The sequence below is a fragment of the Nostoc flagelliforme FACHB-838 genome (assembly GCF_014698065.1).
Taxonomy (GTDB): Bacteria; Cyanobacteriota; Cyanobacteriia; order Cyanobacteriales; family Nostocaceae; genus Nostoc; species Nostoc flagelliforme_B.
Genome location: NZ_JACJSI010000075.1, coordinates 20,392 through 31,858 on the forward strand (window position 1 = coordinate 20,392; position 11,467 = coordinate 31,858).

Consider the following 11,467-nt stretch of genomic DNA (forward strand, 5'->3'; position numbering starts at 1 on the left):
TACTCTTTACTCATTACTCCTCCATTCGAGGTGTGGTGAGAAATCCGGGATTTTGACCTTTCGCTCTCCAGGTTGGAGCAAGACTGTAATCGCTCTGACTAACACTTCTGGCTCCACAGGTTTTGTGATATGAGTTTGAAATCCGAGCTGAAGTGCCCGATGTTGATCCATCTCTGCGGCATAGGCAGTCAACGCAATAGCTGGAATCATTCCACCGCGCTGGAGTGATCGCGACCGAATTTGCTCTATTAGCATATAGCCGTCCATCTGAGCCATCCCAATATCACTCACAAGTAGATCGGGAATCGATTGTTCTAAGCCTTGCAATGCTTCTAAGCCAGAAGCAACGGCTCTCACATGAGCCCCGCTTTGTTCCAATAGAAACGCTTGAAACTCACGGGTATCTGGCTCATCGTCTACCAGCAAAATGTGAATCCCTTCTAGTGGCAGTCCTGCACCTGTTTGGGTTTGGACAGGTTCAGATCCGATTGATGCTGGCTGTTTTATCGCTGGCAATTGCACAATGAAGGTTGCGCCAAGCCCTTCACCCTTGCTCTCGGCTTGCACGGTTCCCCCATGCATTTCGACAATTTGCCGCGCGATCGCTAACCCTAATCCCAATCCTCCAAACTTGCGCGTAGTTGAACCATCCTCCTGTCGAAAATACTCAAACATATAAGGCAAGAATTGCGGATTAATACCTTTACCCGTGTCCATGACTCGGATTTGAGCCAGTTGATTAAGTTGCCTCAGTTCAACCGTTACTTGTCCACCATTCGGGGTGAACTTGACAGCATTACTGAGCAAATTCCAGACGACCTGCTGTAAACGGGTAGCATCACCAGAAATCGGCGCAGCTGTATTATCAAGATCAAGCTGTAGCCTAATCTGTTTCGCCTCTGCTGCCAAACGCACGGTTTCAATCGCCGCAGAAATGACGAACGTCAAACTAACGGGAGCCGCTCTTAGCGACAGCTTGCCTTGCATAATGCGGGAGATGTCAAGTAAGTCTTCGATTAGCTGTGCTTGGAGTTTGGCATTACGTTCGATCGTTTTTAAGGCTTCGGCTCTGCGGGCCTCATTAAGTTTGCGGTTTTGCAGTAGCCGCGCCCACCCCAAGATGGGGTTCAGGGGCGATCGCAACTCGTGCGAAAGTACCGCCAGAAATTCATCTTTGATACGGTTGGCTCGTACTGCTTCTTCTCGCGCTGCCTGTTCGCGTTCTAAAATTTGTTGGCGTTCGGCTTGAGTCTGTCGTTGTTCAATCAAGTCGGCAGCTTGACGCGCCAACAGATCCAGAAAACGGAGTTCTTGCTCAGTCGGTCGGTGGTGGTTGCGCCAGTGGGTTGAAACCATACCGATCCGTCTACCTGAACGGCTGATGAGCGGAGTAGATTGGGCACAAATCAACCCAGTATTTACATGTAGACGGAGAGAGCCGTCCGGGTCTTCGCTTTCTGGTACATCAAAATCCACAAAGGCGCGCTTACCCGTTGCTAGAACCAAGCCACAAGACGTGATTGAACTGGCAGTTACTCGCTGGAAATGATCGGTAACGGTTCGATCAATCCCCTGGGTGGCGATCAGCACTAGCTCTTGGGTCGATTCATCCAGCGTTTGAATTGAACCAGCATCTGCCCGTGTCAGGGTTATTGCAGCAGAGACAATTTCATCGTAAAGCACCTGAATGTTGTCTTCAGCGATCAGTCGTGCGCTCAAGTCGCCCAATAGCCGGGTATTTTCAAGGTCAGTGGTGATAATGGCTTCAGCTTGTTTGCGATCACTAATGTCAGCATTCACACCAATGAACCGCAGAGGTGAACCATCGGCGGCAAATTCAAACTGTCCATTGACTTCGAGCCAGCGCGTTGTCCCGTCCTTGCGACAAATCCGGTAACTTGTTTGCAATAAAATGCCCGTTTGCATCGCTTCCCTCAGTTTGGCTGTGAGGGCTTCGGCATCCAGAGGATGCAGGTAGTTCTCGAAAAATTCTTGAGCCGAGACTGAACCATCGGCGGACGTGAGTCCGAACAGTTCGTACTGTCGCTCGTTCTCCCAGAGCATGATCCCCTCTGGCACTTTCCACTCGAATATTCCTAATTGAGCAGCTTCGGTGGCAATGGATAGGCGTTGTTCACGCTCACGCAAAGCTTCCTCTGCCTGCTTGCGATCGTGGATATAGACTGATGCGCCGAACCAACGCACAATCTCGCCCGTTTGCTGATCTCGGTAAGGCTCGGCACGCACCAGAAACCAGCGATAGGTTCCCGCCGCAGAGCGAATTCGGTGTTCGACTGAGAAAACGCCGCCGCTACGCCGCGCCTCGTTAAACGCCTCTACTGTTCGAGCCCCATCTTCCGGGTGAACGAAATTAGCAGCGACCTCTGCTGCTGTCGTTGGTTCGTAAGGGATGCCGGTATAGTCGCTCCATTGCTTGTTGAAGAACTCAACCCGCCCCTCCACATCTGTAATCCAAACGATTTGCGGCACAGCATCTGCCATCAGTCGAAACTGTTGCTCACTCCTCCGCAAGGCGGCTTCGGCACGGGCGCGTTCGACGGCTGCCCAAGTCCGCTCGGCAACTTCTTCGATCAGGGCAATTTCTTCCGCTTTCCAGTCTCGTGGTGCGGCGGCGTGAACCGCCAGTCCTGCCACAAATTTCCCTTTCTTGATGAGGGGAATGCCGATGTATGCCCCAATCTGAATTGCCGCGTAAGCGGATTGCTGGTCTGGGGAAAGATATGGATCGGCGGATACATTAGGCGAGGACACAACATGCCCTGTCCGATACGCCGCCAACAGTTTGGGACCGAAGGAATCAATCGAGTAGCGGCCAGCAAGTGCATCAGCTCCATTGACATAATCCTGCTCAACCACGTAATCCGCGCCACGAACCTCGAAGTACGCTACACGGTTTGCGCCAAGATATTCACCCAGCACACGGCTAGCGGTCGCCTGAATTTCCACTGGGTCAGCCAGCAGACGGAGTGCGTCGGTGAGGCAAACGCGGAAAGCATCCAATTGGGCGGCTCGTCCCGAAATTTCTTCCGCCTGCTTGCGTTCGCTAATATCTTTGAATACGATTGCTACTTTTCGGTCTTCCGGTTGTCCGGTGCGGCAGGCATAGACATCAAACCAGCGGTTCATCGGTGCAGAACGATTCTCGAAGCGAATGGGTTCACCCGTTAAGGCAACTCTGGCGTAGGTTGCGATCCAAAAGTCTTCTAGATCCGGCATTAACTGACGCACTGTTTTACCGACAGCTTGTTGCAATCCGCTTTGCTGCTCAAATACTGGATTAATTTCTAAGAAGCGGTAATCAACTGGCGTGTCCTTCTCGTCAAACAGCATTTCGACGATGCAAAAGCCCTCATCGATCGACTCAAACAAGGTGCGATATTTGGCTTCCGACTCGCGCAGGGCTGCTTCGGCATAGGCACGTTCAACGGCTGCCCACGTCTGTTCTGCGGTTTCTTCAACCAGTTTGACCTCGGTTTTTGTCCACTGACGCGGTGTGGATTGTTGAACCGCAAGCAGGGCAACGAATTGATTGTTTTTGATCAGTGGCACATCAATGTATGCAGCAATATCGATTTCACCGTATCTCGTCTTTTGGGCATCCGTATATTCCGTATTATTGGGAATATCAATGACAACTTGGGTGTGCCCAGCCTGATGATCGGTGCTTAGGTTGCGTCGGTAGTCTTCCAGGCGGTATCGCCCCCTCAACTGGGCTACACCATTAGTGTAGTTGGGATGAACGATAACCTCCTTACCATCCGACACCACTTCGATGTAAATAACACGAGTTACTCCCAAAGACTCACCCAAAGTACGAGCGGCGAGCGCTTGTATCTCTGAAGCATCGGTGAGCGGACGAAGGGCATCGGCAAGTTTGACTCGGAACGCATTGAGTTGATTCGCTTGGTGTAAGGCGGCTTCAGCAGAGCCATTCTTTTGCTCTTGGGTATCTGGCTGCGTCTTGAGGAATGGCTTAGTTTGATCAAGTTCAGTTACTAAAATCTGCACTGCCGTTTTCAGGTCGTCTGACCAGGTTTCGACAGCACCCAATGGCGTTTGCGACCAATCGTGCGAGTGAAGCAACGCCCCCAACTCACCGCCCTCACCAAACAACTTCTCAGCTATTGTCCTGAATTTCCCTGCCCTCATGCGTTTAATTCCTTATAAAAAGTACTTCCTTCGCATGGACTGGCAGCGTTCTCGTACCGTGGCATCATCTGACTCCGATAGCTGATTCAAAAGTATCTCAATTTGCTTAAAGGCTAAAGGAGAGGGAGTCGCATGTCCTTTTTCCCAGCGATTAATTGTTGGGAAGGACACCCCAAGCTTAACCGCAAACTTCTCCTGGGTCAGCTTTAGAGTTTGCCGGAGTTCTCGAATCAATTGACTCATGGCTGGCTGCTCAATACTGACGTATTGCTGATGAAACGCCATATTGCACACATTTTATAAAGTCCTTTATATACTTATGCATAGTTTCGACAAAAAAGCAATACATCTCAAGACATAAGTTGTTCTTTAGGAGGCTCGTTAACAATTATTAACAGCTTAATAGATGGTTGTTGTGATGTCTCTAGTTTGTGAAAGTATAAAATGTATTTACTATCACTTAGGCACAATGAGTTTGAAATAATTACCCCTAAATTAGAATAACTTCAGGCTGTTGCCGATGGCTCCTCACCAATTCCCAGTTCCTTCTTACTGTGTTCTAACTGTTTCCAAAGCCCCTTAATTTGCTGATAAGCATCTTCTGGGTCAAGCTTACCATTGCTTTCTAAACTGGTGATTATGCCAACTTTTTGAGCAAATTCTTGCAAGTTAGCATTAAACACTAAGTTTTCTGGTTTAACTTGCCCGTAGTAGCGACCACGAGGGTAAAGGAATTTATTTTTGTCTTCCGACTGAGACTGGTTCATGACTTCACCTCCTTACTAATAAATTTTCACCAATAATGTCAACCCAGTTTCAACTATTTCTTTAACCAAATGGCTGCTTGGAAATATAGTTAGCAATCGCTAGAATCATGAGCTTTTTTTTAGTATGACTCATAGTCCCAAATCATCAAATGTAAAGTGAAGAATTTTAGTCATTTAGCTTTTTGGCTGACAGATGACCTTGCCATGAAGCTAAAAACAGCTTAAGAGTCTAATCTTATTCACACTGCTGAAGCGTTAAAAGATCAACTATCCCAATTCTTCAAGAATTGGGATAGTTCAGACACACAATTGCAATCATTGATGAGCTTGTGAAATGCTTATGACGGTAACTGAAATTCGCGGCATAACGATTGCGATCAAAGGTTGCTAAAAACTCGAACTTAGCATGAGCGGCTTTCTTTAATGCGTTACACTGCAATTGTTAGACATCAGAAATGAACAAACTAACACTTTTACTATCATTAGATAGTTTAATCATTCGCTCAAAGCTTAGTCCTAGTTTTTTGAGTAGCTTTGCTGAACCATAATTGTCCGGTGTAGTGATAGCGACAATACGAGTTAAGCCAAAGGTTTTTCTCCCATACATCATAACAGCAGAAGCAGATTCATAGGCGTATCCTTTTCCCCGAAACTTAGGAAGAAAGGCAAACCCAACATCCACATCCTCCAAGGAATCTCTTTTTATCAAACCGCAAATTCCAATCGAGACGCTCTTCTCCTTTAGCTCAACCAAATACAACCCGAAGCCTAGACGCTCATACATAGCAACCGGATTCTTTAAAATATATTTACGAGCATCATCAAGACTTCTCACGCCTTTATCACCAATAAAGCGCAACCACAAAGGGTCATTCAATATCTCAAGAATGAACTCGCTATCTTCAACTGTCAGCCGCCGAAGAACTAAACGCTCTGTTTCAATAACTCTCATAGTCGAACACCTTGTTATTGATGTCTAACTATTTATTATGCTGATGAAATTGGGCTGATTGTTCCTATTACTTCCTGGGTACTGCATGAAACTTGTTTTCAACTTAAACTAAATTTGATTTACAACAGCTTTCAAACGCTTTAAGCGCTGATTCTGTTCTGACCACTTTTTGCAAGCATCTTTAACGATTTCTATCTCTGAGGGTGATAAATGCTCATCCCCTTGCCCAGAAGCTATAATTTTAGCTGCTATAACCGCTTTTTCATACTCCACACCGTACTTAACCAATTCTGTGCAAAATATTTTTTCTCTCTCTTGTACTGATGTAAAGTAACTACTTGGCATTGTTCAACAGATAATATAAGTCTTATTTTGAAACTACATCAACTAAAATAAGTTTCCGTTTAAAATCCTACGAATTCTATAAATTTATAAGTTCTACCTAAAGATACTTGAGAAGAAATAGTTAATTTGTATCTAGAGTAGTAAGAGGCTGTAAGGGTTTGAGGACATCACTTAATGGAAATATTAAAAAATAATTAAAGATTTTTTCCAAGTCATGGAAAAGTAAATAAATAGTTGTAGCCAGTTACTGAGTTATTCATCTCAATAGAATATATAAATTTATTGGCACTGCTCAATGGCAGCGATCGCAACCCTAGAGACAATCAACTTCTCATTTTCGCCTTTGTATACAGAGAAGAAAAAAGAGTCATTTTGAGCAACTATTATCTGAATGGGTGACTTGAGGGGTACAGCGATCGAGTTGTATTAATGCCAAATTAAGCTGGCTTTTGTCCCTAAAAAGCAATCCACGCCCATACAACTTTTTGGCAAAATGTCTCTGATTCGCTGAGAACTTCTTGTATTCTGGGATATCCGTTCTTTGTGGAAAGCCGAATGATTCCTATAGATATGAAACGACTCATCAAAAAAAACCCTAACCCAATTCGCAAGAAAACAGAAGTAACCCCAACACCGGCTGAACCTATTGAGATTCCTGAGAGCCAAAATATTCCTGAACCAGTAATTGAACCAAATCCACCTGTGTACATTGAAGACTATGTTTCCGAATCTGAATACATTTCTGAACACTATCGTCCCCTCCGCTCTGTGGGTAACTCCGGGTGGCAACCGTCTGATGTGTGGCGCGAGTTGAGGGTTGATGATTTTTGTCGTGGGTGAGTCAATTATTTAAACAGCACTATGCCTGCGGTTCTTGCTAGCCTACGCTAAGATATAATGCCTGCATTTTGAAATAGTGGCAATTGAATTACTTGGGTTTGTTTGGCGTTATCCAAATTGGACAAGGAAATGCCCAACAACCTAATGCTCCGATTCTCCAGATCAATCGACTCAAACAATGCTTTGGCTATCTCGAAAATCGTAGATAGTTCACTGATGGGAGCAAGCATTGTTTTACTGCGGGTTAACTGCTGATAGTCAGAGAATTTAACTTGGTAGGGTCGAGGTGTGCATTACTGCATCACCCCTCCCATTCGGAACCGTGCTTGCGATTTTCACCGCACACGGCTACTCAGTGTGTTATCCATTTGTCAAGTCGGACTCCCTCACCTTTTGACCTATGAAATTAGGAATATCATATATCCACTCCCAGTTAGATTTATTCCAAAATTGAGAAAGTTTCTCGCGGAATTTTGAGTGGTCTTTTTTCCGAATTTCTATTAAGTCAAGTGCGGTCTTTTCGTCGTGACAGTGCCGATGTAATAATTGCAGATTTTTGTACTCATCCTTGCCGCCAATGGCTCTGGGGATGATGTGGTCTACTTCTAAAACATCCCATTCTTGGAAGCTTAAGCTGCACCAAGGACATTTACCCAATTGTAGCTTAAGTAACTTAGCCTTACGATTAGGCATTTGGGGGTGTATCCCTAGTCTTTTACTCCAGTAAACTGTGTCGCCATCGTAGGGGCTTTTATCGCTTTTAACTTTTACATAATCAGTGCTACTGCATTCAAACTGACTGTGTTTTAATAACCGGAGGGGGTTCGCTGTCCCCTCCCTGGTTGCGAATACCCAGTTATCACCATCTATGGAAGTCCAGTATTTATCTAAACCTGCTTTTGCTGTTCCACATCGGCGTTTTGCCCATCGTCGAAGTTTCAGGTATGTGAGGTAATCTTGTTTAGATAATTCTCCAACGTTTTTGACATCGGATTTTGTGTAGAAAGAAGTCCATCCCCTTATGACAGGGTTAAGGTCTTTTATGAGAACTGCTTGGGGAGTTGACCTATGTTTTTTGATGATCTTTCCGATTTCCTCAGTATGAGCCTTACTTGCCTTCGCGGATGGGGTGATGAGTGTGTTAAAACCTAATATTCTACCTTTTGAGTTTATATTGCTCCGGTATTTCCCGGCAGGGTATTGTCGGATGTGATGACCCAAAAAGTCGAATCCGGCTTTACCATTCTCGCTTAATTCCGGTAGGAATGTGTGAGTTAGCCTGGTTTTTTCAGGTTTTAATTCAAGTCCTATACCAGCTAACCATTCCGAGATAATTTCTCGACATCTTTGGACAACGGCTTTATCTTTGTGGAGAACCACAAAATCATCTGCGTACCTTATAAATCCAAGATTATCGCGGTTCTCCCGCTTTCTTCCAGGTAATGTTTCGGCATATTTTATCAGGTGATTTTCTAAACCGTGGAGGGCTATGTTTGCCAATAGTGGAGAGATGACCCCACCTTGCGGCGTACCCTCAAATGTGGCAGTAAATGCTCCTTTGTCTATCACCCCGGATTTTAACCAGGCTTTAATTTGTTGCCTGACTTTGCCCAAGATGTTCAACTTTTGGAGCAGTGCTTCATGGTTGATGCGGTCAAAACATTTGGCTATATCCGCGTCTAACACGTATTTAGCCTTGCCTTGAATACAGTTTTTAATTTGTTTTATCGCATCGTGGCATGACCTTCCGGGTCTAAAGCCATAGGAGTTTGGTTCAAAAATTGCCTCCCATTCTGGCTCAAGTGCAGCTTTTACTACGGCTTGTAGTGCGCGGTCGTACATTGTCGGTGTTCCTAGTGGGCGTTTTTCTTCTCTTCCTGGTTTTGGAATCCATACTCTACGGGTGGGTTTGGACTTTCCAGTTAGTTTTAATTGCCCTGCAAGTTCAAGACGTGCTTTTGGGGACAGTGATTTTAGTCCATCCACACCTGCCGTCTTTTTACCTTGGTTGTCCTGTGTAACCCGTCGTACCGCTAACACCCTGTTAGACCAAGACCTCATCAGCGTATGCTGGAGTTTACGGCATTGCTTGACATCGCCACGGCGGGAAGCAGCGTAGATGCGTTTTTGCAACTTAAAAACATATCTTTCGGCTTGTCGCCAATTGATGTCTTTCCATCCCTCGGTATTCAGTTGTTCTGAATCCAAATTAGGCTTTTGCATTGCTACTGTTACCTCTAGTTTTCCCACACTGCGGCTCACGTCTGCTTATCCCGGCAATTACGCCATCCCTTTTTAAGGCATTACCCGTTAATTCGGGTTAGGCATTTGCTTCTTGAGTCATCCTGCGCCTTCATGTCTTATGGCTGATACCTACCTGTTACCAATTTCAGGAGAGCATGAAGGGTTGTTTCGTTCCCAGTATCCATAATTGAGTCTTTAGGGCGTGTCTATCCACCGAGGTTGCGAGAGGTGCGCTATCGCGGTCCTGAAATCCTGATAGTCTCTACCTTTGTCGGATTTTCCCGTTCCAAGTAGGGTGGTTTATGCCACTAGCTTTATAACCCTTGGTACATTATGACGATGGTTCAGATGACACTTTGCTTGTTCTACCCATAGACTCTTGCTTGCAGTAGGTGCTTTCAGCAATTACCACCTATTTCTGCTTTCACCCCCGCTTTACACCTTTGATAATCAGTCTCGGATGTAGGGGCTACCATAATTCTGGTAGTTTGTGTGCTTTTAATCCCGCACCGGGACAGTAGGACTTGGTGTATTTTGATTGGGTTATAATTCAAGTTGGTAACTTCAATCTTTCCCTTTCTCTTCTAGCTTTCTTAGCTGTTGGCTCGGCTAGATTTCCACACCTACATGGATAGTGAGTTGTCATTGATTGAGGCTTAAAGTGCGAACTCCACCCTTTATGGGTTACTCAATCAAAGCCAGTCATCCCCCGATTACTCGGTTTAGACTGAACGAATCGCACTCAATGTTAATGTGCGGCCACGCGTTTCGTGCTGCTCTAACCGTTGCTCGACGATTTGGGCAATCTGTTCAAGTTCTTGCAACATCTGACCGACATCGCTTAAGTCCTGTGCAAACGAGGTTTCTGCACCAACGGACTTGCGAACCCGATTCGCTTCAACTGGTCGGTCATCTTCTGCCCTGGCAATCTTGTAGTAATAATGACCTGCTTTACCAAAGTGGTGTATTAACTCCAAGAGCGATCGCATTTTCAAATCTGCGCCAGTATCAATCCCCAGTGAATGCATCTTCGCCGCCGTCACTTCTCCAATGCCGTGAAACTTCTCAATCGGCAGCTGCTCTACAAATGCGATCGCATCCTCCGGTAAAATCACCGTCAGTCCATTGGGTTTATTCTGTCCTGATGCCATTTTTGCAAGAAACTTGTTAATTGACACGCCTGCGGTTGCCGTCAACTGAGTTTCCTGGAAAATTGCAGTTTTGATGTGTCTTGCGATAGTAGAAGCGTAGGGGATACTTTGCTTATTTTCAGTAACGTCCAAATATGCTTCATCTAATGCAACCCCTTCCACTAAGTCAGTATAGCGTTTGAAGATAGCGTGGATTGAAGTGGAAATCTCTCGGTAAACGTCGAATCTCGGTCTGACAAAGATTAGCCCAGGGCAACGAGCGATCGCAGTTATTGAAGGCATTGCTGAGTGAATACCGAATTTTCTGGCTTCATAACTGGCGGCTGCAACTACGCCTCGCTGATTCGGACTGCCACCGACGACTAACGGCTTGCCTCGGTAGCTAGGGTTATCCCTCTGCTCTACCGATGCGTAGAAGGCATCCATATCAACGTGAACTATTTTCCTGGTTCTAGCGACAGATTCTTGTCCCAAGGGTAGCCCCACCACAAGCAGTCTCATTTTTTACGCACTATGCCACGAGCAAATTAAATCCTAAATTAGAAATCCTATAGTACACTAGCACTAGTCTCTTGTTCTAAGTCCGTCACCATTTCGTAGAACCCTTTGGTGACAATTCTTTATCCCCGATTAACGTAAAAATAATTGATAATTTTTTAACAGTACTGTCTGTTTGCCCCATCTCCTCAATATCCACAATATGAATATCGACCGATTGCAAGAACTTAAGCAAAAACTCACTAATGACGCAGACTTGTCCGATATCTGGCTATTTTATATGGATCATTTTGCGGATCTGCCGGAATTTACTGACATGGGTGAGCCTGCCTATAATGAATACCTAGATACTGTCCTCCAAAAAACTTGTCAGCAGATGTTTGATAGGTATCCGCTCGGTAAATCGGGGTAGAAAGAAAAAATCAGAATGTAGATTGGTAGACACGGCGTTATAAAATATGATATATGACGCAAAAATCATCTGCTGGGAACTTAGTATC

9 protein-coding genes and 1 pseudogene are annotated in these 11,467 nt (G+C 45.4%); 2 read left to right on the forward strand and 8 right to left on the reverse strand.

Annotated elements, in window-relative coordinates; all coding sequences use genetic code 11:
- Positions 1-6: 6 nt before the first annotated feature.
- From H6G97_RS26325 to H6G97_RS26345, 5 genes are all read right to left on the reverse strand, one after another.
- The gene (locus tag H6G97_RS26325; RefSeq protein ID WP_190943541.1) at positions 7-4,170 is read right to left on the reverse strand and encodes a PAS domain S-box protein; all 4,164 of its coding nucleotides are present in this window, start codon (positions 4,168-4,170) and stop codon (positions 7-9) included.
- 12 nt (positions 4,171-4,182) lie between these two features.
- The gene (locus H6G97_RS26330; RefSeq protein ID WP_190943542.1) at positions 4,183-4,455 is read right to left on the reverse strand and encodes a helix-turn-helix domain-containing protein; all 273 of its coding nucleotides are present in this window, start codon (positions 4,453-4,455) and stop codon (positions 4,183-4,185) included.
- A gap of 221 nt (positions 4,456-4,676) precedes the next feature.
- Positions 4,677-4,937 (reverse strand): DUF7219 family protein, encoded by a 261-nt coding sequence (locus tag H6G97_RS26335; RefSeq protein ID WP_190943543.1) that lies wholly within the window; start codon positions 4,935-4,937, stop codon positions 4,677-4,679.
- Positions 4,938-5,379: 442 nt separating this feature from the next.
- Complete coding sequence (locus H6G97_RS26340; RefSeq protein ID WP_190943544.1) at positions 5,380-5,889, reverse strand: GNAT family N-acetyltransferase; 510 nt, start codon at positions 5,887-5,889, stop codon at positions 5,380-5,382.
- 108 nt (positions 5,890-5,997) lie between these two features.
- On the reverse strand, positions 5,998-6,234 hold the full coding sequence (locus H6G97_RS26345; RefSeq protein WP_190943545.1) for a hypothetical protein: 237 nt from the start codon (positions 6,232-6,234) through the stop codon (positions 5,998-6,000).
- A gap of 555 nt (positions 6,235-6,789) precedes the next feature.
- On the opposite strand from H6G97_RS26345, the gene H6G97_RS26350 reads away from it, so the two are divergent.
- Positions 6,790-7,074: a hypothetical protein gene (locus H6G97_RS26350; protein ID WP_199349661.1), complete on the forward strand. Its 285-nt coding sequence runs from the start codon at positions 6,790-6,792 to the stop codon at positions 7,072-7,074.
- 47 nt (positions 7,075-7,121) lie between these two features.
- Here H6G97_RS26350 and H6G97_RS26355 read toward each other — a convergent pair.
- The 3 genes and pseudogenes from H6G97_RS26355 to dinB all read right to left on the reverse strand — a co-directional run.
- Positions 7,122-7,337 (reverse strand): annotated as a pseudogene (locus H6G97_RS26355) (DinB/UmuC family translesion DNA polymerase); the annotation flags it as partial.
- Positions 7,338-7,434: 97 nt separating this feature from the next.
- Positions 7,435-9,336 (reverse strand): group II intron reverse transcriptase/maturase, encoded by a 1,902-nt coding sequence (gene ltrA, locus H6G97_RS26360; RefSeq protein ID WP_338421849.1) that lies wholly within the window; start codon positions 9,334-9,336, stop codon positions 7,435-7,437.
- Between the two features lie 704 nt (positions 9,337-10,040).
- Positions 10,041-10,970, reverse strand: coding sequence for a DNA polymerase IV (gene dinB, locus H6G97_RS26365; RefSeq protein ID WP_199349654.1), 930 nt, complete (start codon positions 10,968-10,970; stop codon positions 10,041-10,043).
- A gap of 199 nt (positions 10,971-11,169) precedes the next feature.
- Between dinB and H6G97_RS26370 the strand changes: the two genes are divergently transcribed.
- On the forward strand, positions 11,170-11,379 hold the full coding sequence (locus H6G97_RS26370) for a hypothetical protein (protein ID WP_190943547.1): 210 nt from the start codon (positions 11,170-11,172) through the stop codon (positions 11,377-11,379).
- The last annotated feature ends 88 nt before the right edge of the window (positions 11,380-11,467 follow it).

Coding starts and splice junctions, on each gene's coding strand:
- H6G97_RS26325 (WP_190943541.1), bottom strand. CDS start 4,170: ATGAGGGCAGGGAAATTCAGGACAATAGCTGAGAAGTTGTTTGGTGAG.
- H6G97_RS26330 (WP_190943542.1), bottom strand. CDS start 4,455: ATGGCGTTTCATCAGCAATACGTCAGTATTGAGCAGCCAGCCATGAGT.
- H6G97_RS26335 (WP_190943543.1), bottom strand. CDS start 4,937: ATGAACCAGTCTCAGTCGGAAGACAAAAATAAATTCCTTTACCCTCGT.
- H6G97_RS26340 (WP_190943544.1), bottom strand. CDS start 5,889: ATGAGAGTTATTGAAACAGAGCGTTTAGTTCTTCGGCGGCTGACAGTT.
- H6G97_RS26345 (WP_190943545.1), bottom strand. CDS start 6,234: ATGCCAAGTAGTTACTTTACATCAGTACAAGAGAGAGAAAAAATATTT.
- H6G97_RS26350 (WP_199349661.1), top strand. CDS start 6,790: ATGATTCCTATAGATATGAAACGACTCATCAAAAAAAACCCTAACCCA.
- dinB (WP_199349654.1), bottom strand. CDS start 10,970: ATGAGACTGCTTGTGGTGGGGCTACCCTTGGGACAAGAATCTGTCGCT.
- H6G97_RS26370 (WP_190943547.1), top strand. CDS start 11,170: ATGAATATCGACCGATTGCAAGAACTTAAGCAAAAACTCACTAATGAC.